Origin of the sequence: Cupriavidus sp. Met-2 (assembly GCF_049843575.1) — a bacterium.
Classification (GTDB): Bacteria; Pseudomonadota; Gammaproteobacteria; order Burkholderiales; family Burkholderiaceae; genus Cupriavidus; species Cupriavidus metallidurans.
This window is the reverse complement of the sequence record NZ_JBBHZL010000008.1, coordinates 143,572-168,834: the sequence shown is the minus strand read 5'-3', so window position 1 is coordinate 168,834 and position 25,263 is coordinate 143,572. Positions and strand designations below refer to the sequence as shown.

Annotated in this window: 24 protein-coding genes; 23 read left to right on the top strand and 1 reads right to left on the bottom strand. The window is 62.4% G+C overall.

Annotated features, from left to right (window positions below; all coding sequences use genetic code 11):
- Positions 1–156 precede the first annotated feature (156 nt).
- From WD006_RS18310 to WD006_RS18275, 8 genes are all read left to right on the top strand, one after another.
- Entirely contained in the window at positions 157–1,041 is an 885-nt protein-coding gene (locus tag WD006_RS18310; protein ID WP_008652243.1) for a branched-chain amino acid ABC transporter permease, read from the top strand.
- On the top strand, positions 1,041–2,075 hold the full coding sequence (locus WD006_RS18305; RefSeq protein WP_011517939.1) for a branched-chain amino acid ABC transporter permease: 1,035 nt from the start codon (positions 1,041–1,043) through the stop codon (positions 2,073–2,075). Before WD006_RS18310 ends, WD006_RS18305 begins: the two co-directional genes overlap by 1 nt.
- 350 nt (positions 2,076–2,425) lie before the next feature.
- A complete protein-coding gene (locus WD006_RS18300) occupies positions 2,426–2,914 on the top strand; it encodes a hypothetical protein (protein ID WP_224445449.1) in 489 nt (162 codons plus the stop codon).
- 34 nt (positions 2,915–2,948) lie between these two features.
- A complete protein-coding gene (locus WD006_RS18295; protein WP_011517937.1) occupies positions 2,949–3,707 on the top strand; it encodes a sulfite exporter TauE/SafE family protein in 759 nt (252 codons plus the stop codon).
- A gap of 336 nt (positions 3,708–4,043) precedes the next feature.
- A complete protein-coding gene (locus tag WD006_RS18290) occupies positions 4,044–5,192 on the top strand; it encodes an ABC transporter substrate-binding protein (RefSeq protein WP_008650179.1) in 1,149 nt (382 codons plus the stop codon).
- A gap of 171 nt (positions 5,193–5,363) precedes the next feature.
- Positions 5,364–6,416, top strand: a complete 1,053-nt coding sequence (locus WD006_RS18285) for a branched-chain amino acid ABC transporter permease (RefSeq protein ID WP_011517936.1) — start codon at positions 5,364–5,366, stop codon at positions 6,414–6,416.
- A 3-nt stretch (positions 6,417–6,419) separates the two neighbouring features.
- The gene (locus WD006_RS18280; RefSeq protein ID WP_051722982.1) at positions 6,420–8,273 is read left to right on the top strand and encodes an ABC transporter permease subunit; all 1,854 of its coding nucleotides are present in this window, start codon (positions 6,420–6,422) and stop codon (positions 8,271–8,273) included.
- Positions 8,274–8,282: 9 nt separating this feature from the next.
- The gene (locus WD006_RS18275) at positions 8,283–9,026 is read left to right on the top strand and encodes an ABC transporter ATP-binding protein (protein WP_011517934.1); all 744 of its coding nucleotides are present in this window, start codon (positions 8,283–8,285) and stop codon (positions 9,024–9,026) included.
- A 110-nt stretch (positions 9,027–9,136) separates the two neighbouring features.
- On the opposite strand, the gene WD006_RS18270 is transcribed toward WD006_RS18275, so the two are convergent.
- Positions 9,137–10,039, bottom strand: coding sequence for a LysR substrate-binding domain-containing protein (locus WD006_RS18270; protein WP_011517933.1), 903 nt, complete (start codon positions 10,037–10,039; stop codon positions 9,137–9,139).
- A 130-nt stretch (positions 10,040–10,169) separates the two neighbouring features.
- Between WD006_RS18270 and WD006_RS18265 the strand changes: the two genes are divergently transcribed.
- From WD006_RS18265 to WD006_RS18195, 15 genes are all read left to right on the top strand, one after another.
- Positions 10,170–11,189, top strand: coding sequence for a Bug family tripartite tricarboxylate transporter substrate binding protein (locus tag WD006_RS18265; protein ID WP_029306855.1), 1,020 nt, complete (start codon positions 10,170–10,172; stop codon positions 11,187–11,189).
- Between the two features lie 3 nt (positions 11,190–11,192).
- A complete protein-coding gene (locus WD006_RS18260) occupies positions 11,193–12,071 on the top strand; it encodes an N-formylglutamate amidohydrolase (RefSeq protein WP_029306856.1) in 879 nt (292 codons plus the stop codon).
- A gap of 237 nt (positions 12,072–12,308) precedes the next feature.
- The gene (gene mnmG / locus WD006_RS18255; protein ID WP_029306857.1) at positions 12,309–14,273 is read left to right on the top strand and encodes a tRNA uridine-5-carboxymethylaminomethyl(34) synthesis enzyme MnmG; all 1,965 of its coding nucleotides are present in this window, start codon (positions 12,309–12,311) and stop codon (positions 14,271–14,273) included.
- Positions 14,274–14,981 (top strand): 16S rRNA (guanine(527)-N(7))-methyltransferase RsmG, encoded by a 708-nt coding sequence (rsmG, locus tag WD006_RS18250; RefSeq protein ID WP_029306858.1) that lies wholly within the window; start codon positions 14,274–14,276, stop codon positions 14,979–14,981. It abuts the gene before it with no gap.
- A 71-nt stretch (positions 14,982–15,052) separates the two neighbouring features.
- Entirely contained in the window at positions 15,053–15,826 is a 774-nt protein-coding gene (locus WD006_RS18245) for a ParA family protein (protein WP_011517928.1), read from the top strand.
- Between the two features lie 45 nt (positions 15,827–15,871).
- Positions 15,872–16,765 carry a ParB/RepB/Spo0J family partition protein gene (locus WD006_RS18240; RefSeq protein WP_029306859.1) on the top strand — a complete coding sequence of 298 codons (894 nt, stop codon included), beginning with the start codon at positions 15,872–15,874 and terminating at the stop codon, positions 16,763–16,765.
- A 367-nt stretch (positions 16,766–17,132) separates the two neighbouring features.
- A complete protein-coding gene (locus WD006_RS18235) occupies positions 17,133–17,675 on the top strand; it encodes an ATP synthase subunit I (protein WP_017511788.1) in 543 nt (180 codons plus the stop codon).
- Positions 17,676–17,909: 234 nt separating this feature from the next.
- A complete protein-coding gene (atpB, locus tag WD006_RS18230) occupies positions 17,910–18,779 on the top strand; it encodes a F0F1 ATP synthase subunit A (protein ID WP_011517925.1) in 870 nt (289 codons plus the stop codon).
- A 61-nt stretch (positions 18,780–18,840) separates the two neighbouring features.
- Entirely contained in the window at positions 18,841–19,107 is a 267-nt protein-coding gene (gene atpE, locus WD006_RS18225) for a F0F1 ATP synthase subunit C (protein WP_008650162.1), read from the top strand.
- A gap of 105 nt (positions 19,108–19,212) precedes the next feature.
- Positions 19,213–19,683 (top strand): F0F1 ATP synthase subunit B, encoded by a 471-nt coding sequence (locus WD006_RS18220; protein WP_008650161.1) that lies wholly within the window; start codon positions 19,213–19,215, stop codon positions 19,681–19,683.
- A 2-nt stretch (positions 19,684–19,685) separates the two neighbouring features.
- A complete protein-coding gene (locus WD006_RS18215) occupies positions 19,686–20,228 on the top strand; it encodes a F0F1 ATP synthase subunit delta (protein WP_008650160.1) in 543 nt (180 codons plus the stop codon).
- Positions 20,229–20,267: 39 nt separating this feature from the next.
- On the top strand, positions 20,268–21,809 hold the full coding sequence (gene atpA / locus WD006_RS18210; RefSeq protein ID WP_011517923.1) for a F0F1 ATP synthase subunit alpha: 1,542 nt from the start codon (positions 20,268–20,270) through the stop codon (positions 21,807–21,809).
- Positions 21,810–21,879: 70 nt separating this feature from the next.
- Positions 21,880–22,755 carry a F0F1 ATP synthase subunit gamma gene (gene atpG, locus WD006_RS18205; RefSeq protein WP_008650158.1) on the top strand — a complete coding sequence of 292 codons (876 nt, stop codon included), beginning with the start codon at positions 21,880–21,882 and terminating at the stop codon, positions 22,753–22,755.
- 33 nt (positions 22,756–22,788) lie between these two features.
- Entirely contained in the window at positions 22,789–24,192 is a 1,404-nt protein-coding gene (gene atpD, locus WD006_RS18200) for a F0F1 ATP synthase subunit beta (protein WP_011517922.1), read from the top strand.
- Between the two features lie 138 nt (positions 24,193–24,330).
- Complete coding sequence (locus WD006_RS18195; RefSeq protein WP_011517921.1) at positions 24,331–24,747, top strand: F0F1 ATP synthase subunit epsilon; 417 nt, start codon at positions 24,331–24,333, stop codon at positions 24,745–24,747.
- Positions 24,748–25,263: the final 516 nt, after the last annotated feature.

Genomic DNA, 25,263 nt, shown 5'->3' with positions numbered 1-25,263 from the left:
GAGATGGTTTGCTCCCCTCTCCCGCGTGCGGGTGAGGGGCAGGGGGAGAGGGTCAGCGTATCAGTACGCGAGGGCGGCAAATTGGTCCGCCAGACGCTTTCCCCCGACCTCTCTCCCACTTGTGGGAGAGGGGAGACCCAGAAGGCAACTTAAGCCATGGATATTTTCGGAATACCGCTACCCGCCATGCTGTCCCAGCTGCTGCTGGGCCTGGTCAACGGCGCCTTCTACGCGATGCTGAGCCTTGGGCTGGCCGTGATCTTCGGCCTGCTCAACGTGATCAACTTCGCGCACGGCGCGCTCTTCATGCTCGGTGCCGTGCTGGCATGGGCGGGCATGGAGTACGTCGGACTCAATTACTGGGTGATGTTGATCCTCTCGCCGCTCGTGGTCGGCGTGCTGGGCGTCATCATCGAGAAGACGATGCTGCGCTGGATCTACAAGCTCGATCACATCTACGGCCTGCTGCTCACGCTGGGCATCACGCTGGTGATCGAAGGCGTGTTCCGCTCGATCTACGGGGTGTCGGGGCTGCCGTACTCGGCGCCCGATGCGCTGCAGGGCGCCACCGATCTCGGATTCATGATCCTGCCGAACTATCGCGCATGGGTGGTGGCCGCTTCGATCGTGGTGTGTCTGGCCACTTGGTTCGTGATCGAGAAGACCAAGCTCGGCGCGTACCTTCGCGCCGGCACCGAGAACCCCAAGATCGTCGAGGCGTTCGGTATCAACGTGCCGCTGATGGTCACGCTGACCTACGGCTTCGGCGTGGCGCTGGCAGCGTTTGCCGGCGTGCTGGCGGCACCGGTCATCCAGGTGTCGCCGTTGATGGGCCAGAACCTGATCATCATCGTGTTCGCGGTGGTCGTGATCGGCGGCATGGGCTCGATCATGGGATCGATCATCACGGGCCTGGGGCTCGGTGTGATCGAAGGCCTGACCAAGGTGTTCTACCCTGAAGCATCGTCGACTGTGGTGTTCTTCATCATGGTGATCGTGCTGATGCTGCGCCCGGCAGGGCTGTTCGGGAGGGAAAAGTGATGAGTGGACCGACCGGACAAACGACTGCGGCCGTGGAGGCCAAGGGCTTCAAGGAAGGAACGGGCGTGCAGAAGAAAGTGTTGTATGGCCTGCTGTTGCTGGGCCTGATCGCGGCGCCGCTGGCCGGCGCCTACCCGGTGTTCGTGCTCAAGGTGCTGTGCTTCGCGCTGTTCGCGTGCGCCTTCAACCTGCTGATCGGCTTCACGGGCCTGCTGTCGTTCGGCCACGCGGCGTTCTTCGGCGGCGCGGGCTATGCGGCAGGGCACGCGATGAAGGTCTGGGGCGTGACACCCGAGCTCGGCCTGATCTTCGGCACGCTGAGCGGCGCGGCGATCGGCTACGTGGTGGGCTCGCTGGCGATTCGCCGCCAGGGCATCTACTTCTCGATGATCACGCTGGCGCTGGCGCAGATGCTGTTCTTCTTCTGCCTGCAGGTGCCGTTGACGGGTGGTGAGGACGGGCTGCAGGGCATTCCGCGCGGCAAGCTGCTTGGCGTGCTGCCGCTTTCCGACGACCTGACCCTCTACTACGTGGCCCTGGTCATCATCGTGGCGGCGTTCGCGCTGATCGTGCGCACGGTGCACTCGCCGTTCGGCCAAATCTTGAAGGCCATCCGCGAGAACGAGCCGCGTGCCATTTCTCTGGGTTACGATGTCGACCGCTTCAAGCTGCTGGCCTTCGTGCTTTCGGCAGCGCTCTCCGGTCTGGCGGGCTCGATCAAGGCGCTGGTGCTCGGCTTCGAGACGCTGACGGACGTGCACTGGTCGATGTCGGGCTCGGTGATCCTGATGACGCTGGTGGGCGGCCTGGGCACACTGTCCGGCCCGATCGTCGGTGCGTTCGTGGTGGTGGCGCTCGAGAACAAGCTGGGCGATATCGGCACGTTCCTGGCCTCGGTGACCGGCCTCGACTGGTTCAATTCGCTGGGCGAATCGGTGACGATGGTGACGGGCGTGATCTTCGTGATCTGCGTGCTGACGTTCCGCCGCGGGATCATGGGCGAGCTGATCGCACTCACGAGCCGGAAGAAATAGCAAGGGTGTGAAGACGGGTCGACATGCCCGATTTTGGGGCTAGGGTTATTGCTGACTTGTTTCATACGCACCGCTTCGTTACATTCCATATACGGTTTTCGCAGGTTACTTGGAGGCGGAAGCGAGGAGACGACAGGCGCGCACCCGGTGTCGGGTAGCAGCAGCCAATACGATAAAAGGGCGTTGCCGGGTGATCCCCAGCAACGCCTTTTTCATTTCTGGCGCCTGAATATCAACTTTCAGTCACTTCTCCAGCGTTCATGTCGATGGGAAGTGCGGGTGATGCAACTTCGGCATGACCGCCCGCAAAGCCCCATGCGACAATGCCGGCCAGCTTCCAAGGCCCGGTCATGTCCGTCCATCCCGACTCCCCGATTCCCATTGAAACGCAGCGCTGGGTACGCCCAGGCGTGGCAGCCGACGCGCCCGTCCTGGACGCCTGGCTGATGGCGCGCGCGCCATTGGCGGTGCCCGAGGCGCGCGGGCGGCGGCTGGCGCTGGACGCCTTGCTGGAGCAGGGCGGACACGGCATCTGCCTGATCGCAGGCACCGACGCGGTGCGCGCGCTATTGCCCGTGGTGCTTGTCCACAGCTTGTCCACAGGTGGGAGGGTGGCAATGGTGACCGAGTGGTGGCCGCCGGAATCCGGCGATGCCGACGACTGGCTGGCCGAGTGCTGCATCGTGCTGGCCGAGTGGTGCCGGGCTCACGGCATCCGTCACGCCATGCTGGCACCCGGACTGATCGCCGATGCCGCGCGCGCGCCAGCCGGCTTCGTGCGGGGGGCCGAAGGCCTCTGGCGCGGCAACCTCGTACCGACAGCCAAGCATCTGGGCTGACAGGCGCTTCCGAACCCTTCCTGATTGTTCATCCATGGAGTTTGTCTTTCTGGCCGCGGCCGCCTTTCTGGCCGGAGTGATCGATGCTGTCGCTGGCGGCGGCGGGCTGGTGCAGGTACCGGCCCTGTTTTCCACTTATCCCAATATGTCGCCCGCCACGCTGATCGGCACCACCAAGGTGGCGTCGCTGGCGGGCACCGCCAACGCCGCGACACGCTATGCGCGCAAGGTGCGGATTTACTGGGGCGCCACGGCGCCGGCAATGCTTGCCGCATTCGTGATGGCGATGGCCGGGGCCTGGACCCTGACCAAGATTCCGGCTGAGCCGCTACGCAAGGCACTGCCGCTGGTGTTGCTGGTGCTGCTGATCTACACCGTAGCCAAGAAGAACCTGGGTGCAGAGCACGCGCCAACCCTGACGGGGACGCGTGAGCGCGTGGCCGCCTTGCTCGCGGGCGCGGTGATTGGCTTCTATGACGGTGCCTTCGGTCCGGGTACCGGCAGCTTCCTGATGATCGTTTTCGTACGGGTGTTTGGTTACGACTTCCTGCACGCGTCGGCGTCGGCCAAGGTCGTCAACCTGGCCACCAATCTTGCGGCGCTGCTGCTGCTGGCATCCAAGGGACATATCTGGTGGCAGCTTGGCCTGATCATGGCCGCGGCAAACGTTGCCGGCAGCCAGGTGGGCAGCAAGCTTGCGCTGCGCCATGGCAGCGCCTTCGTGCGCAAGGTGTTCATCGCCGTGGTGAGCGCGCTGATCCTGAAGACGGCCTACGACGCGTTCCTGCGTTGAGCATGGTGGTCGGCGTGGGGCAACAGGGGAGCAACAACCCTCGACTGTTGCGCTCGCGCGGCTGCGGGTTAATCCCGCTTTCGCTACAAGATCGCTGTGTTAGACTCAATTCGCATTCCCGACCGCGCGGTCGGGAAATGCAGCTGCGCAACCGGGGGTAAAAAGCGCAGGACGGGAAAAAACGGGGCGATCTTCGACGTTCCCGATAGTGACGCGGATGCCGGCGCTGCATCTGCCAGAGAGCCCGAACAACGGGCCGCAACAAAAAACTGGAGGCATCCGCCGGCCGGAAGCCGGCGGATGCCTTTTTCCGTTTTTGGAACCGAAGGAGACGCAATGACATTCAAGCGTGCCAGCTTGCTGGCTCTTGCCGCCGCCAGCCTGTTCGCCGGCGCAGCCAACGCCCAGGTGAAGGTTGGAGTCACGGTATCGGCCACGGGCCCTGCCGCATCGCTCGGCATTCCCGAGAAGAATACGTTCACGCTGCTGCCGAAGGAGATCGCGGGCAAGAAGATCGAGTACATCGTGCTCGACGACGCCACCGACACGACCACGGCGGTCAAGAACACGCGCAAGCTGATCAGCGAGGACAAGGTAGACGTGGTGGTGGGCTCCACCGTCACGCCGAACTCGCTGGCGATGGTGGACGTTGCCGCCGAGAGTGAAACGCCGATGATCTCGATGGCCGCGTCGGCGCGCATTATCGAACCGATGGATGCCAAGCGCGCGTGGATCTTCAAGACGCCGCAGAACGACTCGCACATGGCCACCGCCATCGCCGAGCACATGACCAACAACAACGTGAAGACGGTGGCGTTCATCGGCTTCGCGGATGCCTATGGCGATAGCTGGGGTCAGGAGTTCGCCAAGGTCGCCGAGATGCGCAAGATCAAGGTGGTCGCCAACGAACGGTTTGCGCGCACCGATAACTCTGTGACCGGGCAGGTGCTGAAGATGATGGGCGCCAATCCGGATGCGGTGCTGATCGCTGGTTCGGGTACGCCGGCCGCGCTGCCGGAGAAGGCGCTCAAGGAGCGCGGCTACAAGGGCAAGATCTACCAGACGCACGGTGTGGCCAACCCCGACTTCCTGCGCGTGTGCGGCAAGGACTGCGAAGGCACGTTCCTGCCTGCCGGCCCGCTGCTGGTGGCCGAGCAACTGCCTGACAGCAATCCGGTCAAGAAGCCGGCCCTGACGTACAAGACGGCTTACGAGAAGGCCTTCGGCGGTCAGGTGTCGACGTTCGGCGGCCATGCCTGGGACGCGGGCCTGCTGCTGCAGAACGCGATTCCTGAAGCGCTCAAGAAGGGTCAGCCCGGCACGAAGGAGTTCCGCAAGGCGCTGCGCGATGCGCTCGAGAAGACCACGAACCTGCCGGTGTCGCACGGCATCATCAACATGACCCCCACCGACCACCTCGGCATGGACCAGCGCGCGCGCGTGATGGTGCAGATCGTCGACGGCAAGTGGAAGCTGCAGAAGTAAGCGGGAGATAAGTCGCGCGGGGTAAGCGTGGTACGGAAGGGCGCATGGAGTTTGCCATGCGCCCTTTTTTTACCTCCGCATCCGGGCGGCCACGTTTGACGGCAGTGGAGGCAGCAGAGGGAATCGCGTTGCCTTGCTTCATCCATGACAACGAGTAGACACGAGTAGACAATGGACCTATCGATTGCGGCCATTCTGGCGCAGGACGGCATCACCTCCGGCGCGATCTACGCGCTGCTGGCACTGGCGCTGGTGCTGGTGTTCTCGGTGACGCGCGTCATCTTCATCCCCCAGGGCGAGTTTGTTGCATACGGCGCGCTGACGCTTGCAGCGATGCAGGCCGGCCATGCACCCAAGACGACGTGGCTGTTGCTCACGATGGGCGTGCTGACATTTCTCTATGAGTGCGTGACCGTGATGCGCAGCCCCGAGTTGCGCAGTACCGCGCCGCGGAGGTTGGCGATTCTCGCGGGCAAGTACCTGCTGTTTCCGGGTGCCGTGCATCTGGTGGTGCAGCAGTACGGGGGTCAACCCTTGCCGATGCTCGCGCAGATCGCGCTGACGCTGCTCGTTGTGATTCCGCTCGGACCGATGCTGTATCGGCTCGCGTACCAGCCCTTGGCGGAGGCGAGCACGCTGGTGCTGCTGATCGTATCCGTTGGGGTGCATTTCGCACTGGTGGGCTTGGGGCTCGTGATGTTCGGCGCGGAAGGGTCGCGCACGACGGCGTTCTCCGATGCGCGCTTCGAAGTTGGCAGTCTCACCATATCGGGGCAAAGCCTCTGGGTTGTGGCGGTGTCGGCATTGCTGATTGGCGCGCTCTGGTTCTATTTCGATCGCACGCTGCAGGGCAAGGCATTGCGTGCCACGGCGGTGAACCGGCTTGGCGCGCGTCTGGTCGGCATAGGTACCACGCAGGCGGGCCGCCTGTCGTTCACGCTGGCTGCGGCGATGGGCGCGCTGTGCGGCATCCTGATCGCGCCGCTGACGACGATCTACTACGAGTCCGGATTCCTGGTTGGTCTCAAGGGCTTCGTTGGAGCGATCGTCGGCGGTCTTGTCAGCTATCCGGTGGCCGCGCTTGGCGCGCTGCTGGTGGGGCTGCTTGAATCGTATTCGTCGTTCTGGGCCAGCGCGTTCAAGGAGGTGATCGTCTTCACGCTGATCCTTCCGGTGCTGTTGTGGCGCTCGCTCACGAGCCGGCATGTCGAGGAAGAGGAGTAAGCCATGACGATGCTCACCGACAAGCAGATGGAGAAGGACATGGGTTCGCGTGAAGCGCCGGCAGTTCGCGGCACGGGCGCATTGCGCAATCGCATTGCGACGCTGGCATTCGTCATCGTGCTGGCGTTGCTGCCGGTACTGCCGACGCCGGAGTTCTGGATCACGCTCGGCAACTACATTGGCCTGTACAGCATCGTGGCGATCGGGCTGGTGCTGCTGACGGGCGTTGGCGGCATGACGTCGTTCGGGCAGGCCGCGTTCGTCGGGCTCGGTGCGTACAGCACGGCATACCTGACGACGCAGTTCGGCCTCTCGCCGTGGATCGGTCTGGTCGTGGGTCTGATCATCACCGTGCTGTGCGCCTATGTCATCGGATTGATCACGATGCGCATGTCCGGGCACTACCTGCCGCTGGCCACAATCGCGTGGGGACTGTCGCTGTTCTTCCTGTTCGGCAATCTCGATTTCCTTGGCAAGTACGATGGCCTGAACGGTATCCCCGTGCTGTCGCTGTTCGGCATCGAGCTGCAATCGGGCCGCTCGATGTTCTATCTGATCTGGGGGGTGGTGTTGCTCTCCGTGGTGGCGATGCACAACCTGCTGAACTCGCGCCCGGGTCGTGCCATTCGCGCACTCAAGGGCGGTGGCACGATGGCCGAGGCGATGGGCGTGAACACCGCTTGGATGAAGGTGGTGATCTTCGTCGTCGCGGCGATGCTGGCCTGTGTGTCGGGCTTCCTGTATGCGCATCTGCAACGCGCCGTGAACCCGACGCCGTTCGGTCTCAACTACGGCATCGAGTACCTGTTCATGGCCGTGGTCGGCGGGGTGGGACATGTCTGGGGAGCGGTGTTGGGCGCTGGCGTGCTGACGATCCTCAAGGATGTGCTGCAAGGGCTGCTGCCGAAGCTGCTTGGCTCCGACGGCAACTTCGAGATCATCGTCTTCGGCGTGCTGCTTGTGCTGCTGCTGCAGTACGCGCGCGATGGCATCTGGCCGTTCGTGCGCAAGCTGATGCCGGCCGGGCCGCCGGTGCTGGCCCCCGATACTGCGCCGCCGTTGCCGGTACGGCAGAAGCCCGAGACCGGTGAGCTGATTCTGGACGTGCGCGCGGTGCGCAAGCAGTTCGGTGGGCTTGTGGCGGTGAACGACGTGAGCTTCCAGGTGCGGGCCGGCGAGATCATTGGCCTGATCGGCCCGAATGGCGCGGGCAAGTCGACGACGTTCAACCTGGTGACCGGCGTGCTGCCGCTGACATCGGGCGAAGTGCGCTATCGGGGCGACGTGATCTCCGGTTTGCCGTCGCGCGAGATCGTCAGGCGTGGCGTGGGCCGGACCTTCCAGCACGTGCATCTGTTGCCGACGATGACGGTGCTCGAGAACGTTGCCATCGGCGCCCATCTGCGCGGCGATTTCCGTGCGCAGGGCGGTGTGTCGGCGGCGATCCTGCGCATGAACAAGATGGAAGAGCAGAAGCTGCTGTTCGAGGCGAAGCGGCAGCTGGAGCGTGTTGGACTGGCCGACTGCATGTACCTCGAGGCTGGCAGCCTCGCGCTGGGTCAGCAACGCATCCTGGAGATCGCGCGCGCATTGTGTTGCGATCCCGCGCTGCTGCTGCTCGACGAGCCTGCCGCGGGGCTGCGCTACAAGGAGAAGCAGGCGCTGGCGGACCTGTTGCGCAAGCTGAAGGGCGAGGGCATGAGCGTGCTGCTTGTCGAGCATGACATGGATTTCGTGATGAACCTGACCGACCGGCTCGTGGTGATGGAATTCGGCACGCGCATCGCCGAAGGTGTGCCGGAGGAGGTCCAGAAGAATCCGGCAGTGCTGGAAGCCTATCTGGGCGGCATTGATTGAGGATATGAGATGAGTCTGATTCTGGAAGTGAAGGACTTGCATGTCCGCTACGGGAAGGTCGAGGCGGTGCATGGCGCGAACCTCAAGGTTGAGGCAGGCAAGATCGTGACCGTGATCGGGCCGAACGGGGCCGGCAAGTCGACGATGCTGAATGCCGTGATGGGCGCGCTGCCCGTCAGCGGGTCATCGACCGGATCGGTTCGGTTCCTCGGCCATGACATGGCGGGGATTCCGGTGGAGGGGCGCGTGGCGCGCGGGATGTGTCTGGTGCCGGAGAAGCGTGAACTGTTCGCGTCGATGACCGTCGAGGACAACCTGCTGCTCGGCGCATTCCGGCGCAAGCGCGCTGGGGAGCGCAACTATCTGGACCAGAAGGATGTGGTGTACGACCTGTTCCCGCGTCTGCGGGAGCGTGCGAAGCAGGAGGCGGGCACGCTGTCCGGTGGCGAGCGCCAGATGCTCGCCGTGGGGCGCGCGCTGATGGCCAAGCCGCAGTTGCTGATGCTCGATGAGCCGAGCCTTGGTCTCGCGCCGCTGATCGTTAAGGAGATCTTCCACATCATCCACAACCTTCGGCAAACCGGCGTGGCGACGCTGCTGATCGAACAGAACGCTCGGGCGGCGTTGCAGGTGGCTGACTACGGGTATGTGATCGAGACCGGCGACATGGCTATGGAAGGCGAAGCGTCGGCGTTGGCGAGCAATCCAAAGGTGATCGAGACGTACCTGGGGCTGACGAAGAAAGCGGCCTGACCTGCTTTTATATTCTTGTGTTTGATTGACGACGCCATAATGGCGTCGTTTTTATTTGTTGAGCATATAATAAATTGATGATCATTCGTACGATGGATGTGTAATTGGTTTTACTTCGAGCCAATATCTATTGCTGCGGCTGAGAGCAGCCAATCTCGAAAGGCAGTCAGGGCAGGATGGTCACGTCTTTCACGTGGCGCGCACAGGAAGTAACCGCGATTGAGCCGGATCGGCAGATCGAAAGGCGCGATGACCTGGCCAGCCTGTAGTGCATCGCGTACCAGGCATCTCTGCAAGACCGCCACGCCCATGTCGGCCTTCACGGCCTCGAGCAGGATCGAGACCTGGTCGAAGCCCCTGGCAAGTGTGGGCGCGGCACTGGGTACGCCGGCCGCGCGCAGCCAGTTCTGCCAGTTCGCGGGTGCAGTGGTGTGGTAGAGCAAGGGTTCGTCGAGCAACTCGTCCGGCGATTGCCACTGCCGCGTCTCGGCGCGGGCAGGGTGGCAGACCGGCACCATTTCACGTCCGATCACATAATCGGCCTGCCAGCCCGGCCACTGGCCCGCTTCGCCCGCCAGGATCGCGGCATCCGGCCGGGCGCCTGAGAAATCCTCGTCGCGCCGATAGGGGACGAAGTCCAGGTGAATCTCTGGGTGGCGACGGTGGAAGTCCGGCAGGCGCGGAACGAGCCACACACTGGCGAGCGTGGGGACGGCGGACAGGATCAGATGATGGCGGCGATCCGTCGCAAGCATGGATGCGCTGGCGGTCTCAATGGCTGCCAAGTGCACCGCGATCGCCTCCAGATAGCTGCGGCCGGCGTCGGTCAGGGTCAGACGATGGGCGTTGCGATGGATCAGCGGTTGGCCGAAGTGGGATTCCAGGCGAGAGATCGCCCGGCTGATGGCGCCCTGGGTGACGCACAGTGTCTCGGCCGCACGCGTGAAACTGCCCAACCGGGCCGCCGTGGCGAATGCGTGCAGCTCTGACATCGACGGGGAACGGATGCGCATGACCGGACCGCCTAGGATGAACTTTGGTAATGGAAGCGTGCAATATAGTCGTTTGTGCAGGGCCGGTAAACTCCCGACACTCGCTGCTCGGTACCCCGAAATTCGAGAACGAGAAGAGGAGTTTGATCAGATGACCCGAGTCCGCAATGCTGCCAGCACGCGCCGGCATTTCCTGCTTTCCACCGCCGTGTCCGCTGCAGTGGGTACGCTCGCCACGGTTGGTTTGACGGCGTCGGCTTTCGCGCAATCCAACTATCCAAACAAGCCGATCCGCTTGGTTGTGCCATTCGCCGCGGGTGGCTCGACGGATCTGTCGGCGCGCCTGGTAGCGGAGTTCGCAGGGCGTGAGCTGGGGCAGACCATCGTCGTCGACAACAAGGGCGGGGCGGGTGGTTCGATCGGCATGGAGCAGGTGGCTCGTGCCACGCCGGACGGCTACACGATCGGCATGGCCACGGTCAGCACGCACGGGTCCAACCCGGCGGTCTATCCGAAGCTCGGCTATGACCCGATCAAGGACTTCGCCCCGGTGACCAACGTGGTAGCGATTCCGAGTGTGTTCGCCGTGCATCCGAGCGTGCCCGCCAAGACGATGCAGGAGTTCATCGCCCTGGCGAAGGCGCACCCGGGCAAGTACACGTTCGCATCGCCGGGCGCGGGGTCGCTGGGTCACGTGAACATCGAGAACTTCATGATGCTGGCCAAGATCGATCTGCTGCATGTGCCGTACAAGGGCGCGGGTCTGGCGCTCAACGATGCGGTGGCGGGGCAGGTCAATGCGATCACGGACAACCTGTCGTCGACGCTGCCCCACGTGAAAGCGGGCCGACTGCGTGCGCTGGCGGTGCTCGGCACGCAGCGTTCGGCACAGTTGCCCAATGTGCCGACCTATGCCGAACTCGGTTTCAAGGACATGGGCGAGGGCGGCTGGTTCGGCATCGTTGCGCCGGCCGGCACGCCCCAGCCGGTGATCGACAAGCTGAATGCCGCGATCCACAAGGCCATGCAGAACCCCGAATTCAAGCGGAAGGTGGAGGAGTCGGGTGGCACGTTGGTGCCGACGACGCCTGATCAGTTCAAGGCACAGATCCAGCAATCGATCGCCCGCTACGCGCGTGTGGTCAAGGCCGCCAACATCAAGCTGGACTAAGCCATGACGACGTTTGAAGCAGTGCGGGGCGACGCGCCGGTGGGGCCGTTCCTCTTGTTTGCGCCCGAAGGCGCGGCGTTGCCGCTGGTCTGTGACTCGCCACATAGCGGCACCCACTACCCGACGGACTTCGGTGCGGCCGTGCCTCTGCAGCGGCTGCGTGGCGGGGAAGATACGCATATCGATGCCTTGTGGTCCGCCATCCCGAAGGTCGGCGGCACGCTGATCGGGGCGACCTTTCCGCGCGTTTATATCGATCCGAACCGGATGCTCGACGATCTGGATCCGGAGTTGCTGGCAACATCGTGGCCGACACCCCTGTCGCCAGGGGAGAAGACCAAGCTCGGCTACGGTCTGGTCTGGCGCAATATCGATGCTGCCACCCCGATCTACGATCGTAAGCTGACAGTGGACGAGGTGCGGAACCGGATCGATCGCTATTACCGTCCGTACCATGCTGCGCTGTCGACAGCGGTGGAGTCTGCGTACGCGCGCTTCGGTGCGGTTTGGCATCTGAACCTGCATTCGATGCCGAACAATGCCTATGAGCGCCTGAAGATCCAGAGCCCGCATCCGTTGGCTGACTTCGTGCTCGGAGACCGTGACGGGACCACCTGCGAGCCCGGCATCGTCGATCTGGTCGAGCGGGAGTTGAGGGGAATGGGCTACACCGTGGCACGTAATGACCCGTACAAGGGCGTGCAGCTGATCGCGCAGATTGGCCGCCCGGCCGAGCGGCGCAATAGCCTGCAGATTGAGATCCGGCGGCCGCTTTACATGGATGAAGCCAGCAAGGTGCCGAATGCTGGTTTCGAAACCCTGCAACGAGACCTGGGTATGCTGAGCGAGAAGGTGGCGACGTACATCCGGAGCCAGATCTGAGACCACGTTTCACGTGAAACATGTGAGGCAGAGAAGAGCAGAGGGAAGGCCCCGCGGAAGCGGGGCCTTCTTCTTTTGGCTCGGGAGTGTTTCACGTGAAACACACTTTGCCTCGCCAGGTACCGCACACGCCATGTTTCACGTGAAACATCATGTCCGACCGAAGGCGGGGAATCGATTGCCGCTATAATTCGACATCCCGATTTTTCCCGCCCAGCCTCCCGGAGGAGGTGTCCCATGCTTTACCCGAAAGAATTCGACGTCATAGTCGTCGGCGGTGGTCACGCCGGCACCGAAGCAGCCCTCGCCGCCGCGCGCATGGGCTGCCAGACGCTGCTTCTGAGCCACAACATCGAAACGTTGGGGCAGATGAGCTGCAATCCGTCGATCGGTGGCATCGGCAAGGGTCATCTCGTCAAGGAAGTGGACGCCATGGGCGGCGCGATGGCAGCCGCCACGGACGAGGCGGGCATCCAGTTCCGCATCCTGAACTCCAGCAAGGGCCCGGCCGTTCGGGCGACCCGTGCCCAAGCGGACCGAGTGCTGTATCGCAAGGCCATCCGGACGCGGCTGGAGAACCAGCCAAACCTGATGCTATTCCAGCAGGCCGTGGATGATCTGATGGTGGAGGGTGACCGCGTGGTCGGTGCTCGTACCCAGGTTGGCATCGATTTCCGCGCGCGCGCGGTGGTGCTGACGGCTGGTACCTTCCTGGACGGCAAGATCCACGTCGGACTCGATAACTACACGGGCGGTCGTGCGGGCGACCCTGCAGCCGTGTCGTTGTCGGCGCGTCTCAAGGAACTGAAGCTGCCGCAAGGTCGCCTGAAGACCGGTACACCGCCGCGCATTGACGGCCGCACGATCGATTTTTCGGTGATGGAAGAGCAGCCCGGCGACCTGGACCCGGTGCCGGTGTTTTCGTTCCTGGGCCGTCCGGAGCAACATCCGCAGCAACTGCCGTGCTGGATCACCCATACCAATAGCCGTACCCACGACGTCATCCGCGGCGGGCTCGATCGCTCGCCGATGTACACCGGTGTGATCGAAGGAGTAGGGCCGCGCTACTGCCCGAGCATCGAGGACAAGATCCATCGCTTTGCCAGCAAGGAAAGCCATCAGATCTTCCTGGAGCCCGAAGGGCTGACGACCAACGAGTTCTATCCGAACGGCATCTCGACGAGCCTGCCTTTCGACGTACAGCTTGAGCTTGTCCACTCGATTCGCGGACTGGAGAACGCGCATATCCTGCGCCCGGGCTATGCGATTGAGTATGACTACTTCGACCCGCGCGGGCTGAAGTCGTCGCTGGAGAGCAAGGCAATTGAGGGCTTGTTCTTCGCCGGCCAGATTAATGGCACGACCGGCTATGAGGAAGCGGCAGCACAGGGTCTGCTGGCCGGGATCAACGCCGGTTGCTACGTACGCGAACGCGACGCCTGGACGCCGCGCCGCGACCAGGCATATCTCGGTGTGCTGGTCGATGACCTGATCACGCGAGGCGTGACCGAGCCGTACCGCATGTTCACCAGCCGCGCGGAGTTCCGCCTGAGCCTGCGCGAGGACAACGCGGACATGCGTCTGACCGAAATCGGTCGTGAACTCGGTGTGGTCGACGATGTGCGCTGGGATGCTTTCAATCGGAAGCGCGACGCTGTTTCACGTGAAACAGAGCGACTCAAGAGCACCTGGGTCAATCCGACCTTGTTGCCTGAAGCAGATGCCGTTCCGCTGCTCGGTAAGGGCATCGAGCGCGAATACTCGCTCGCAGATCTGCTGCGTCGTCCCGAAGTCCGTTATGAGGCGCTTGTCGCGCTGCAGGATGGCCGTTTTGCACCAGAGACGCCGCTCGCCGATGACACGATGCTTGCCGAGCAGATTCGCGAGCAGATCGAGATCGGTATCAAGTACCACGGCTATATCGCACGCCAGGCTGCCGAAGTAGACAAACTCGAAGCCAACGAGTCGACCAAGTTGCCGCCGAACTTCGACTATACCGAGGTGCGTGGCCTGGGCTTCGAGGTGAGCCAGAAGCTGAACCAGCATCGCCCGGAAACGCTGGGTCAGGCTTCGCGTATCTCCGGCGTGACGCCTGCGGCTATCTCGCTGCTGTTGGTACACCTGAAGAAGAAGGGCATGGGGCGCACCGCGACCCAGACATCGGCAACCCCGGTGGCCGGCAATGGACAGGAGGCTGCCTGAGTGGGTGGTTCCCGACATTTCGCGGTCGACGATGCCGCGCAACGCCGCCGGCTCGAAGCCGGACTGGACGCGATCGGGCTGGCACTGACGCCAGCCCAGATCGATACGCTTCTCGCGTACCTGACGCTGCTCCGCAAATGGAATGGCGTCTACAACCTAACCGCGATTCGTCATCCTGACGAAATGCTCACGCATCATCTGCTCGATTCGCTGACGGCTGTCCCGGCGTTGGCCGAAGCCGCTCGCTCCGCAAACGTGGCGCGGGGCGCGCGGGGCAGGGTGCTCGACGTCGGCTCGGGCGGTGGGATGCCGGGCATGCCGCTGGCGATCTCGTGCCCGGATGTGTCGGTGCTGATGGTCGACATCGTGCAGAAAAAGACCGCATTCCTGACGCAGTGCCGTGCCCAGCTGCACCTGACCAATGCGGCTGCCCACTGGGGGCCTGTGGAAAAGATCGACGACGAGCAGGGCTATGCCGTGATCACCTCGCGCGCATTCGCAGAATTGACCGACTTCGTGACGTTGTCCGGCCACCTGCTGGCGCCGGGCGGAAAGCTGATCGCCATGAAGGGAGTTTATCCACAGGCGGAGATCGATCGAATGGAAGCGGCCGGTCTGATGGCTGACTGGCAGGTCGAAGCGGTACCGAAACTGGTAGTACCTGAGCTCGATGTGGAACGGCACCTTGTGGTGCTGTCCCGGCGTTGAAATCGGTTGGGTAATTTATTGAGCACGTGTTCCGCATGGCGGAATTGTGCACTGAGGAGCTGCAAGCGCATATGGCCAAGGTATTCGTGATCGCAAACCAGAAGGGCGGCGTCGGCAAAACCACCACCACGGTGAACCTGGCCGCCGGCCTGGCAGCGCAGGACCAGCGCGTCTTGCTGGTCGACCTCGATCCGCAGGGCAATGCCTCGATGGGGTCGGGCATCGACAAGCAGGCGCTGCAGCACAGCGTGTACCAGGTACTGGTGGGGCTCGCCACCGTGCCCGAGGCGCGCCAGCGATCCGAATCGGGGCGCTATGACGTGCTGCCCGCCAACCGTGAACTGGCTGGTGCCGAAGTGGAGCTGGTCGAGCTCGACCAGCGCGAACGTCGGCTCAAGCAGGCGCTGGCCGAAGTCGACGAGGAGTACGACTTCGTGCTGATCGATTGCCCGCCGTCGCTGTCGCTGCTGACGCTGAACGGCCTGTGCGCGGCGCACGGTGTGATCGTGCCGATGCAGTGCGAGTACTTCGCGCTCGAAGGACTGTCGGACCTCGTCAACACGATCAAGCAGGTACATGCGAACCTGAATCGCGACCTCAAGGTGATCGGGTTGCTGCGCGTCATGTTCGATCCGCGCGTGACGCTGCAGCAGCAGGTGTCGGCCCAGCTCGAGGCCCATTTCGGCGACAAGGTATTCAAGACTGTGATTCCGCGTAATGTGCGTCTGGCCGAAGCGCCTTCCTATGGCATGCCGGGCGTGGCGTTCGATGCCTCGTCCAAGGGCGCGAAGGCGTATCTCGATTTCGGCGCGGAGATGATCGCGCGCGTGCGACAGCTCGGCTGAGCACGTCACTGAAACAGCAGGGAAGGGACAGCAAGGATGGCGACGATGAGTACCGCAAAGAAGAAGGGACTGGGTCGGGGGCTGGAAGCACTGCTCGGCGGCCCTGCAGAGATCGTTGAAACCTCGAAGCAGGAGGGCGCGCCGTCTGTGCTGCGCGTCGATCAGCTTCAGCCTGGCAAGTACCAGCCGCGCACGCGCATGGACGAAGGCGCGCTCCAGGAACTGGCCGCGAGCATTCGCGCTCAGGGGCTGATGCAGCCGATTCTGGTGCGTCGCGTGGCCGAGCCCGATCGCTACGAGATCATCGCCGGTGAGCGCCGTTACCGCGCTTCGAAGCTTGCGGGTCTCGACAAGGTGCCGGTGCTCGTGAAGGACGTCGCCGACGAGGCTGCGGCCGCGATGGCGCTGATCGAGAACATCCAGCGTGAAGACCTGAACCCGCTGGAAGAGGCGCAAGGCATCATGCGCCTGATCCGCGAATTCCGTTTTACGCACGAGCAGGCTGCCGAATCCGTAGGCCGCTCGCGCAGTGCGGTATCGAATCTGCTGCGTCTGCTCAATCTTGCCGCGCCCGTCCAGACCATGCTGATGGCCGGCGATCTCGACATGGGGCACGCGCGCGCGTTGCTGGCAGTCGACGGCGCGAATCAGATCACGCTGGCCAACCAGATCGTCAACAAGCGGCTGTCCGTGCGCGAGACCGAGAAGCTGGTGGCATCGACGCTCAAGCCGTTCGATCTGAAGTCCCTCAAGCAGAAATCGGGCAATGGCACGCGCGATGTGGCGCGGCTCGAAGAAGAGCTTTCCGATACGCTGGGCCTGTCTGTGCAGATCAAGCTCGGCGCGCGTGGCAAGGGCCAGCTCACGATTCACTTCGCCAGCAACGACGCACTGGACGGCGTGCTCACGCGCCTGCGCGAACCGCAAGCCAGCGCCTAACCTGTTCCATACATTCCGGCAACCTATTCCTTGCGGTTGCCGGAAGGTTGTCGGTCTCACGCGACACGTATACAGCGACCCGCTGATCTGCGCGATTACCGAACGCCGTCGACGGGAATGACCGTCGTGCAGTCGCTGACGGATCCGACATCATGCGCGCCAGTGCTGGCGCAATCCAATTACGTTTCAGATCGTTGCGGCGCAATATCCGGCCAGCCATCATGAAGGCGTGATAGCAGCCGTTGTGCGAAATTCACTGCAAGCAATCTGAAAGCAGATTGACTGATGTTAGCGATTCCTAATAGAATCGTGCGGTTTGAATTCTGGCCGGGCCTGAAAAGTTCCGGCCTGGAATGAGGCAGGGCAGGTGGTGGTTCGAGACCGTCAGCAGGACCGTTCGCAAGCCGGCAAGGCGTCCGGAAACGATCGTCGAGATGAGCGCCAGCAAGATGTGTGGCGTGACGACGATTGGGATGATAGCGCCGAGCGCGAGGAAGTAGCTGTCGATCCGCTGTCACATGCTGAAGCGGTGAAGCTGCTTGGCGAACGTGCATTGCGCCCATCGCGCATGACGCCCGGCAAAGTGGTACTGGCACAGGTCGCTGTGACGCTGTTGTCGGCGCTTGCTTGGGCGATATTCGCGCATGAGCATGCGCCGTCGGGCTGGTCGGCCTTGTTCGGCGGCATGGTGTGTGTTGTTCCCAGTGGCTTCTTTGCGCTGCGCCTGTGGATGTCGCGCAGGCAGCCGACGGTTGGCGGCCTGGTGGCCGGCGAGGCAATCAAGGTGTTCAGCACCGTCGCACTGTTCGTGCTTGTGGTGGTGTTGTACCGCGATCTGCGCTGGATACCGATGCTCGTCACGTTCTTGCTGGTGTTGAAGACTTACTGGGTGGCGCTCGCGATTCGCTAGGCGGTGCGGGCACTGGATGCAGATGAGGCAGCCCCCAGGGAAATCAAGAGGTTTCAAACGCGATGCGTCACAACGGTGCCGTGTCGCGTGACTAAGGTTTGCCAAGAATAACAAGGCGTACTTGCTCCAAGCGGTGACCGGTCATGTGACCGAAGGCTAAGCAAGACGTGTACCGGGAATCGGCCGAAGGCGGGTTTCCGATGTCAGATTTCGCAATATACGGTTCGTTTCGACATGTCAGCTGAAGCTACTCAAGGCGCGGAGCACGTGCTCACACCCTCAGGCTATATCGCCGAGCACTTGCAGAACTTTAATTCGGTCGGCGGCAAGCAGCATTCCGTGGTCGATTTCAGTGTCCTGAACTACGACACTGTGTTCTGGTCGGTGCTGTGCGGCGTGATCGCCATCCTGTTCCTCTACATGGCCGCTCGCCGTGTGACGGCCGGCGTGCCGGGCCGTTTCCAGGCCTTCGTGGAAATGATCGTCGAGATGGTGGACGACCAGGCCAAGGGAATCATTCACGGCGACCGCTCGTGGATCGCTCCGCTGGCGCTGATGGTGTTCTGCTGGATCACCATGATGAACGCGATCGACTTGATTCCTGTGGATTGGGTCACGGGCCTGAACGGTCTGCTGGGCATCTTCCACATTCATCTTCCGCACCACCGCGCAGTGGCCACGGCCGACCTGAACGGCACGCTGGGCATGTCGTGCTCGGTCCTGGTGCTGATGATCTACTACAGCTTCAAGATCAAGGGCGCGGGCGGTTTCATGCACGAACTGTTCTCGGCCCCGTTCGGCGCCAAGTGGTACCTGGCCCCGTTCAACCTGGTCCTGAACATCATCGAATTCCTGGCCAAGGCCGTTTCGCTCGGCATGCGGTTGTTCGGCAACATGTACGCCGGCGAACTCGTGTTCCTGCTGATCGCGCTGCTGGGTTCCATCTGGACGTTCAGTGCTGACCTGAGCGCGCTGGGCTTCGTCGGACATGTGGTTGCCGGTACCGTCTGGGCCATCTTCCACATCCTGATCGTTCTGCTGCAGGCATTCATTTTCATGATGCTGACGCTGGTGTACATCGGCCAGGCTCACGATCACCACTGATTTTCGGTTTTTGGTTTTTTGGTTTTTTGGTTCTAAGTCTCTCTAAATTAAAGGAGTCATCATGCAAGCATATCTCGCCAACATCCAGGGTCTGACCGCTATCGGTATCGGCATCATCATCGGTCTGGGCGCTATCGGCGCCTGCCTGGGTATCGCCCTGATGGGTGGCAAGTACATCGAAGCGTGCGCACGTCAGCCTGAGCTGATGAACCCGCTGCAAACCAAGATGTTCCTGCTGGCTGGCCTGATCGACGCTGCATTCCTGATCGGTGTGGGTGTTGCAATGCTGTTCGCCTTCGCCAACCCGCTGCTGTCCGTCATTCAGTAAGTCTTTTCGGTCTGCATGATGCTGACGGGCGGCGTGGGCCTCAGTCCGATGGCCTGGCCGCCCTTGTGCATTTATCTGTAGTTTGATTACCGAAAGGAACACACCATGAATCTGAACGCAACGTTTTTTGCGCAGATGGTCGTGTTCTTCATCCTGTGGTGGGTTGTTGCCAAATTCATTTGGCCGCCGCTGGTGAAGGCGCTCGACGAACGCGCAAAGAAGATCGCCGATGGCCTCGCCGCTGCCGAAAAAGGCAAGGCGGAGCTTGAACTCGCCAACAAGCGTGTGGACCAGGCTATGGCCGAAGCCCGCACCGAAGGCGCCCAACGTGTGGCCGACGCTGAAAAGCGTGCCCAGTTGACCGCCGACGAGATCAAGCAGAACGCCCAGGCAGAAGCCGCACGCATCATCGCTCAGGCCAAGGCCGAAGCAGAACAGCAAGTGACCCGCGCGCGTGAATCGCTGCGCGACCAGGTCGCCGTGCTGGCCGTGAAGGGTGCAGAGCAGATCCTCAAGCGTGAAGTGAACGCGCAGGTCCACGCAGACCTGCTCAATCAACTCAAGGCTGAGCTCTAATCATGGCTGAAACCGCAACCATTGCCCGTCCCTACGCGGAGGCGCTCTTCCGCGTCGCCAGTGAAGCCGGTGCAGGCAACCTGGGTGCATGGTCCGAGCTGGTGTCGGAAATGGGGCAGGTTGCCGCCAATCCCGACATGCAGGCGCTCGCCACCGACCCGAACATTTCCGGCGACAAGCTCGAGGAAGTGTTCCTGTCGGTGCTTAAGAGCCCGGTCAACGACGAAGCTCGCCGCTTCGTGAAGCTGCTGGTGGAAAACAGCCGCCTGACAGCGTTGCCGGAAATTGCCGAACAGTTCCATGCGCTCAAGAACGCCCGCGAGGGCTCGTCCGACGTCGAGATCACCAGTGCATTCCCGCTGGACGCCTCGCAGACGAACGAACTGGTCGCCGCACTCGAACGCAAGTTCGGCCGCAAGCTGTACGCAAAGGTGGCGGTGGACCCGTCGCTGATCGGTGGCGTAAGCGTCAAGGTCGGTGACGAAGTGCTCGACACCTCCGTGCGCTCGCGTCTGGCTGCCATGCAAGCCGCGCTGACCGCCTGACCGCAACGGCCGACGGATTGAAGAATTAGGAGCATTGTGATGCAACTGAACCCCTCAGAAATCAGCGAGCTGATCAAGTCCCGCATCTCGGGTCTTGGCGCCGACGCTGAAGTGCGCAACACCGGCACGGTAATTTCCGTGACCGATGGTATCTGCCGCGTGCACGGCCTGTCTGGCGTGATGCAGGGCGAGATGCTGGAATTCCCGGGTAACACCTACGGCCTGGCACTGAACCTCGAGCGCGACTCGGTGGGTGCCGTGGTTCTGGGTGAGTACGAACACATTTCGGAAGGCGATACGGTCAAGTGCACCGGCCGCATTCTGGAAGTGCCGGTTGGCAAGGAACTGCTGGGCCGCGTGGTGAACACGCTGGGTCAGCCGATCGACGGCAAGGGCCCGATCAACGCCAAGGAAACGGACGTGATCGAGAAGGTCGCTCCGGGCGTGATTGCGCGTCAGTCGGTGAGCCAGCCGGTGCAGACCGGTCTGAAGTCGATCGACGCGATGGTGCCGATTGGCCGTGGCCAGCGTGAGCTGATCATTGGCGACCGCCAGACGGGCAAGACCGCCGTGGCCGTTGACTCGATCATCAACCAGAAGGGCAAGGGCGTCTTCTGCGTGTACGTGGCAATCGGCCAGAAGGCTTCGACGATCTCCAACGTGGTGCGCAAGCTGGAAGAGCACGGCGCCATGGAGTACACGATCGTCGTGGCCGCAACGGCTTCGGACTCGGCCGCCATGCAGTACCTGGCTGCCTACGCCGGCTGCACGATGGGCGAATACTTCCGCGACCGCGGTGAAGACGCGCTGATCGTTTATGACGATCTGACCAAGCAGGCCTGGGCCTACCGTCAGGTGTCGCTGCTGCTGCGCCGCCCGCCGGGCCGCGAAGCCTACCCTGGCGACGTGTTCTACCTGCACTCGCGTCTGCTCGAGCGCGCTGCCCGCGTGAACGAAGACTACGTGGCCAAGTTCACGAACGGCGCCGTTACCGGCAAGACCGGTTCGCTGACCGCGCTGCCCGTGATCGAAACGCAGGCCGGTGACGTGTCCGCATTCGTGCCGACCAACGTGATCTCGATTACCGACGGTCAGATCTTCCTGGAAACCGACCTGTTCAACGCCGGTATCCGCCCCGCTATCAACGCCGGTATTTCGGTGTCGCGTGTGGGTGGTGCAGCGCAGACCAAGGTCATCAAGAAGCTCTCCGGTGGTATCCGTACCGACCTGGCCCAGTACCGTGAACTGGCTGCGTTCGCGCAGTTTGCTTCGGACCTGGACGACGCTACCCGCAAGCAGCTCGAGCGCGGCCGCCGCGTGACCGAACTGCTCAAGCAGCCGCAATACCAGCCGCTGCAGGTGTGGCAACTCGCCGCGTCGCTGTATGCCGCCAACAACGGCTTCCTCGACAACGTCGACGTGAAGGACATTCTGCCGTTCGAGAAGGGCCTGCACGACCACCTGAAGACCAAGTTCGCCGACCTCGTCAACCGCATCGAAGATACCAAGGATCTGTCGAAGGAAGACGAAGCCGCCCTGCGTGCAGCGATCGAGGATTTCAGGAAGTCCGCCGCGTTCTAACCGCGTGATTCCATGTGTTGCGCCGGGCGCGCCGTAAGGCGCGCGGCGCGGCACGAGTGGAGAGGAAGATATGGCCGGAACGAAAGAGATTCGAACCAAGATCAAGAGCGTGCAAAACACGCGCAAGATCACCAAGGCGATGGAGATGGTCGCCGCATCCAAGATGCGCAAGGCGCAGGAACGGATGCGCAACGCCCGCCCCTACGCCGAGAAAGTGCGGAATATCGCGGCGCACCTGGCCTCTGCCAACCCCGAGTTCAAGCATCCGTTCATGGTGGCACGCGACGTCAAGCGTGCCGGCATGATCGTGGTGACGACCGACAAGGGTCTGTGCGGTGGCCTGAACACCAACGTGCTGCGCGCGGTGACCAACGAACTGAAGGACCTGCAGGGCCAGGGCGTGAACGTGCAAGCGACCGCCATCGGTACCAAGGGCATGCAGTTCCTGGGCCGCATCGGCGCCAAGGTGGTCTCGCATGTGGTGCAGCTGGGTGACACCCCGCATCTGGAAAAGCTGATCGGCGCGATCAAGGTTCAGCTGGACGCCTATACCAACGGCGAAGTCGACGCGGTGTACTTGGCATATACCAAGTTCATCAACACGATGAAGCAGGAGCCGATGGTCGAGCAACTGCTGCCGCTGGCAGCGGACAAGCTGAGCCAGACCGAAGATGAAAAGCGCGCCTACTCGTGGGATTACATCTACGAGCCCGACGCCCAGACCGTTGTGGAAGAGCTGCTCGTCCGCTACGTCGAAGCGCTGGTGTACCAGGCCGTGGCCGAGAACATGGCGTCGGAGCAATCCGCGCGTATGGTGGCCATGAAGGCTGCATCCGACAACGCCAAGAACGTGATCGGCGAACTGCAACTGGTCTACAACAAGACCCGTCAGGCAGCGATTACGAAGGAACTGTCGGAAATCGTCAGCGGTGCCGCTGCGGTCTAAGGCGTCAAGAATTCAAGCTATCGGAGATACGAAATGAGTATCGGAAATATTGTGCAGTGCATTGGCGCCGTGGTGGACATCGAGTTCCCGCGCGACGCAATGCCGAAGGTGTACGACGCACTCGTGCTCGAAGAGGGCAACGACAAGTCGTTCGCCGAGAAGGGTCTGACCTTCGAAGTGCAGCAACAGCTCGGCGACGGCGTGGTGCGTACCATTGCCCTGGGCTCGTCGGACGGCCTGCGCCGTGGCATGTCGGTGATGAGCACCGGCGCCCCCATCTCCGTGCCGGTGGGCCACGGCACGCTGGGCCGCATCATGGACGTGCTGGGTCGCCCGATCGACGAAGCTGGTCCGATCGAAGCTGACGAAAAGCGCGCGATTCACCAGAAGGCACCGAAGTTCGACGAACTGTCGCCATCGGTTGACCTGCTGGAAACGGGCATCAAGGTTATCGACCTGGTGTGCCCGTTCGCGAAGGGCGGTAAGGTGGGTCTGTTCGGTGGCGCCGGTGTGGGCAAGACCGTGAACATGATGGAACTCATCAACAACATCGCCAAGCAGCACAGCGGTCTGTCGGTGTTTGCCGGCGTGGGCGAGCGTACCCGTGAAGGGAACGACTTCTACCACGAAATGAAGGACTCGAACGTGCTCGACAAGGTGGCCATGGTGTTCGGCCAGATGAACGAGCCGCCGGGCAACCGTCTGCGCGTGGCGCTGACCGGCCTGACGATGGCCGAGCGCTTCCGTGACGAAGGCCGCGACATCCTGTTCTTCGTCGACAACATCTACCGCTACACGCTGGCCGGTACCGAAGTGTCGGCACTGCTGGGCCGTATGCCTTCCGCCGTGGGCTATCAGCCGACGCTGGCTGAAGAAATGGGCAAGCTGCAGGAGCGTATTACGTCGACCAAGACTGGCTCGATCACGTCGATCCAGGCCGTGTACGTGCCTGCGGATGACTTGACCGACCCGTCGCCGGCTACCACCTTCCTGCACCTGGACTCGACCGTCGTGCTGTCGCGTGACATCGCCGCGCTGGGTATCTACCCCGCCGTCGACCCGCTCGACTCGACCTCGCGCCAGCTGGATCCGCAAGTCGTGGGTACGGAACACTATGAAGTGGCCCGCCGCGTTCAGCAGACCCTGCAGCGCTACAAGGAACTGCGCGACATCATCGCGATTCTGGGCATGGACGAACTGTCGCCGGAAGACAAGCTCGCCGTGTCGCGTGCGCGTAAGATCCAGCGTTTCCTGTCCCAGCCGTTCCACGTGGCCGAAGTGTTCACGGGTTCGCCGGGCAAGTACGTGCCGCTGAAGGAAACCATCCGTGGTTTCAAGATGCTGGTGGATGGCGAGTGCGATCACCTGCCCGAGCAGGCGTTCTACATGGTTGGCTCGATCGACGAAGCCTTCGAGAAGGCCAAGAAGCTTCAGTAAGCGGCGTCTTTCGCCTTCATGCGCCGTTGCGGCTGTCCTGGCGAAGTCAGCCGGTGTACGTGGCAGCCGCGAGCATGAGGGCGAGACACATGCTTCCTGATTTCGGGAAGCCAACGCTTTCTGAAGAAAGGATCAAATATGGCAACCATTCTTGTAGACGTCGTCAGCGCGGAAGCGTCGATCTTCTCCGGTCAGGCGAAGTTCGTGGCGCTGCCGGGCGAGTCGGGTGAACTGGGTATCCTGCCGGGTCACACGCCGCTGATTACCCGCATCCAGCCGGGCGCGGTGCGCATCGAGAAGGAAGACGGCGGCGAAGAGTTCGTGTTCGTTGCCGGCGGCATTCTTGAAGTGCAGCCCCAGCACGTTACTGTGCTGGCCGATACCGCGATTCGCGGTACGGATCTGGATGAAGCCAAGGCTAGCGAAGCCAAGCGCGCGGCCGAGGAAATGCTGCAGAATCAGAGCAGCGATCTGGATCTGGCGCGCGCCCAGAGCGAACTGGCCGTGGCCGCTGCGCAGCTTGCTGCAATCGCCCGCCTGCGTCGTAAGAAGTAAGCATTTAAGTCGTACTGCCGCGCTGTTGTATTTTTGGCGCGGCACTAAAAAAGGCAGCCCGCGGGCTGCCTTTTTTATCTGACGGGCGCTATATTTCGTGGCCTGGACCACAAAAAAAAGCGCGCGGGCCGGGGAGGCTCCGCGCGGACGGGAAAATCCCTTCGAGGGGTCAATTCGAAGGAACGGGTTCGGTCCAGGCTACTCTTACACGCGCATCGGAGTGTTCTCTCCGCAACTTGCGCGCCGGTCTTCCTGGTTTTCCGGATCAACCTGCAACGTCTGCTGGGTTGGTCCGGATAAATCTGGTCACTACCTGAGGGGCTTTCTTCAGCGCCCCATATTTTTCAATGCTTTAGCGGCGGGGGGCTCCTCACACCAAGCATCGGTCTGTCAATGCATTGTGGGGGAAACTTCTGGCCATGGCAGTAACAAAATGTATCGTTTTGCAAGTAGTTGAAAGGCGACCGCGTATGGATACGTCGTTCTAAACACTTTGCGGCGTGCTTGAAAGCGTTT

What these genes read in the sequence shown, in the direction of transcription:
- WD006_RS18220 (WP_008650161.1), top strand. Translation starts at nt 19,213, where the DNA reads ATGAATCTGAACGCAACGTTTTTTGCGCAGATGGTCGTGTTCTTCATC.
- WD006_RS18215 (WP_008650160.1), top strand. Translation starts at nt 19,686, where the DNA reads ATGGCTGAAACCGCAACCATTGCCCGTCCCTACGCGGAGGCGCTCTTC.
- atpD (WP_011517922.1), top strand. Translation starts at nt 22,789, where the DNA reads ATGAGTATCGGAAATATTGTGCAGTGCATTGGCGCCGTGGTGGACATC.
- WD006_RS18275 (WP_011517934.1), top strand. Translation starts at nt 8,283, where the DNA reads ATGAGTCTGATTCTGGAAGTGAAGGACTTGCATGTCCGCTACGGGAAG.
- WD006_RS18245 (WP_011517928.1), top strand. Translation starts at nt 15,053, where the DNA reads ATGGCCAAGGTATTCGTGATCGCAAACCAGAAGGGCGGCGTCGGCAAA.
- mnmG (WP_029306857.1), top strand. Translation starts at nt 12,309, where the DNA reads ATGCTTTACCCGAAAGAATTCGACGTCATAGTCGTCGGCGGTGGTCAC.
- WD006_RS18300 (WP_224445449.1), top strand. Translation starts at nt 2,426, where the DNA reads ATGTCCGTCCATCCCGACTCCCCGATTCCCATTGAAACGCAGCGCTGG.
- atpB (WP_011517925.1), top strand. Translation starts at nt 17,910, where the DNA reads ATGTCAGCTGAAGCTACTCAAGGCGCGGAGCACGTGCTCACACCCTCA.
- atpG (WP_008650158.1), top strand. Translation starts at nt 21,880, where the DNA reads ATGGCCGGAACGAAAGAGATTCGAACCAAGATCAAGAGCGTGCAAAAC.
- WD006_RS18310 (WP_008652243.1), top strand. Translation starts at nt 157, where the DNA reads ATGGATATTTTCGGAATACCGCTACCCGCCATGCTGTCCCAGCTGCTG.
- WD006_RS18305 (WP_011517939.1), top strand. Translation starts at nt 1,041, where the DNA reads ATGAGTGGACCGACCGGACAAACGACTGCGGCCGTGGAGGCCAAGGGC.
- atpA (WP_011517923.1), top strand. Translation starts at nt 20,268, where the DNA reads ATGCAACTGAACCCCTCAGAAATCAGCGAGCTGATCAAGTCCCGCATC.
- WD006_RS18240 (WP_029306859.1), top strand. Translation starts at nt 15,872, where the DNA reads ATGAGTACCGCAAAGAAGAAGGGACTGGGTCGGGGGCTGGAAGCACTG.
- WD006_RS18285 (WP_011517936.1), top strand. Translation starts at nt 5,364, where the DNA reads ATGGACCTATCGATTGCGGCCATTCTGGCGCAGGACGGCATCACCTCC.
- WD006_RS18195 (WP_011517921.1), top strand. Translation starts at nt 24,331, where the DNA reads ATGGCAACCATTCTTGTAGACGTCGTCAGCGCGGAAGCGTCGATCTTC.
- WD006_RS18290 (WP_008650179.1), top strand. Translation starts at nt 4,044, where the DNA reads ATGACATTCAAGCGTGCCAGCTTGCTGGCTCTTGCCGCCGCCAGCCTG.
- atpE (WP_008650162.1), top strand. Translation starts at nt 18,841, where the DNA reads ATGCAAGCATATCTCGCCAACATCCAGGGTCTGACCGCTATCGGTATC.
- WD006_RS18260 (WP_029306856.1), top strand. Translation starts at nt 11,193, where the DNA reads ATGACGACGTTTGAAGCAGTGCGGGGCGACGCGCCGGTGGGGCCGTTC.
- WD006_RS18265 (WP_029306855.1), top strand. Translation starts at nt 10,170, where the DNA reads ATGACCCGAGTCCGCAATGCTGCCAGCACGCGCCGGCATTTCCTGCTT.
- WD006_RS18280 (WP_051722982.1), top strand. Translation starts at nt 6,420, where the DNA reads ATGACGATGCTCACCGACAAGCAGATGGAGAAGGACATGGGTTCGCGT.
- WD006_RS18295 (WP_011517937.1), top strand. Translation starts at nt 2,949, where the DNA reads ATGGAGTTTGTCTTTCTGGCCGCGGCCGCCTTTCTGGCCGGAGTGATC.
- WD006_RS18270 (WP_011517933.1), bottom strand. Translation starts at nt 10,039, where the DNA reads ATGCGCATCCGTTCCCCGTCGATGTCAGAGCTGCACGCATTCGCCACG.